At 76.3% G+C, this 1724-nt stretch carries 2 protein-coding genes; one reads left to right on the top strand and one right to left on the bottom strand.

Annotated elements, in window-relative coordinates:
* On the top strand, nucleotides 1-956 hold a 956-nt coding region (locus GTW43_RS25215; RefSeq protein ID WP_161304305.1), incomplete at its 5' end, for an ATP-binding SpoIIE family protein phosphatase.
* A 231-nt stretch (nucleotides 957-1187) separates the two neighbouring features.
* Here the strand turns inward: GTW43_RS25215 and GTW43_RS25210 are convergent.
* On the bottom strand, nucleotides 1188-1724 hold a 537-nt coding region (locus GTW43_RS25210; RefSeq protein ID WP_161304304.1), incomplete at its 5' end, for an SsgA family sporulation/cell division regulator.

Genomic DNA, 1724 nt, shown 5'->3' with positions numbered 1-1724 from the left:
TCGGCGACGTCCAGGGCCACGACACGCACGCCGCCGCGATCATGGGCCAACTCCGCATCGCGCTCCGGGCGTTCGCCGGGGAGGGGCATCCGCCGTCGACCGTCCTCTCCCGTGCCTCACGCTTCCTCGCGGAGCTGGACACGGAGCGCTTCGCCACGTGCACCTACGCCCAGTTCGACCCGGCCACCGGCATCGTGCGCGCGGTCCGGGCCGGGCATCTGCCGCCGCTCGTGCGCCACGTCGACGGCCGGGTCGGCATTCCGCGGCTGCACGGCGGACTGCCGCTGGGGATCGCCACCGACTTCGAGATCGAGGACTTCCCCGAGACCCGCCTCGACCTGGTGCCCGGCGAGACGCTCGTGCTGTGCACCGACGGCCTCGTGGAGGAGCCGGGCCTCGACCTCGACGCGGGGATGCAGGCCCTGTCCGGCGCCCTGAGCACCGGCCCCGAGCACGCCGAGGACATCGCCGACCACCTGTCCAGCACCCTGTGGGAGACCTGGGGCAGCGGTGACGACGTCGCCCTGCTGGTCCTGCGCCGGGTGCCCGACCCGGGCACTCCGAAGGCGCCGCGCATCCACCGCTACGTCCACCAGGCGGACCCGGAGGGCCTCGCCGACACCCGGGCGGCGCTGCGCGAGCACCTCACCGCGTGGGGGCTCGGCGAGGTCGCCGACGACGTCGAGGTCGCCGCGGGCGAACTGCTCGTCAACGCGCTCGTGCACACCGAGGGCGGCGCCATCCTCACCCTCGAAGTGCTCACCGGCCCGCCCAGGACCGTACGGCTGTGGGTGAAGGACCGCTCCAGCGCCCGGCCGCACCGCCGCTCGCCGGGGGAGACGGCCACGTCGGGCCGCGGCCTGATGCTGGTGGAGGCCACCGCGTCCCGCTGGGGCGTCGAACCGCGCGGCGAGGGCAAGGCGGTGTGGTGCGACTTCGTCGCACCCGAGGACTGAGCCGCGGCGTACGGGCGAGGGGTGCGGGCCGGGGAGGCGGCCGATCCGTGGAGCGGCGGCCGGGAGAGCGACCGCCACGCCCCGCTTCTCCCGTGTCCCGGGCGCGGCGGCCGCTCCGTGTACCCGCCCGACCAACGCGGCCCCGGCCGCCCGGGTTTCGCGGGGACGGGGCCGTGCCATGCGTACGAGGGGTACGGCGGACCCGGGTTGACCGGTGCGGCCCGGCCGCCGCTAACCGGTGCACTGAGAGGTCCGGCGCCGAGGCACCCGCACGCCGCCCGGCTCTCCGGCCGCGTACTCCACCGACAGCGTGACCCGCGCCCCGAGCCCCCGGGCGTAGCGCGAGACCGTGTCCAGGTCGAGGAGTTCGCCGCTCTCGATCTGCGCGGCCCACAGCCGGGACAGGCCCGCGGCGGCAGCGGCCCGGTCCAGGGACAGCCCCTGCTCCTGCCGCATGGCACGCAGCCGTGGCCCGAGACGGTTGACCTGTCCGTCGTGCCCGGTCATCGGCACGACGACGTCCCCCGTGCGCGGCCGGGGCAGGGTGGCGGCCGCCGTGCTCGCCGCCACGGTGCGGGTGCGGTCGACGAAGCGGCGCAGGACGCCGGTGTCGAAACGCAGGGTCGCCAGCCCGTCCGGCGAGCGGAACTCGATGGCGGTGCGGCCGGGGGAGTGCGGCAGCACGCGCACCGTGCCGGTGCCGGCCGGTGCGTCGAGCCCCTCGGCGAGCAGGGCCCTGGTGATCGTCCACTCGGCCGCCCGCCCGTA

This window comes from Streptomyces sp. SID5785 (assembly GCF_009870065.1).
In the GTDB taxonomy this organism is placed as follows: Bacteria; Actinomycetota; Actinomycetes; order Streptomycetales; family Streptomycetaceae; genus Streptomyces.
The sequence above is the reverse complement of the archived record's forward strand: the minus strand, read 5'-3'. Positions and strand labels throughout refer to the sequence as shown.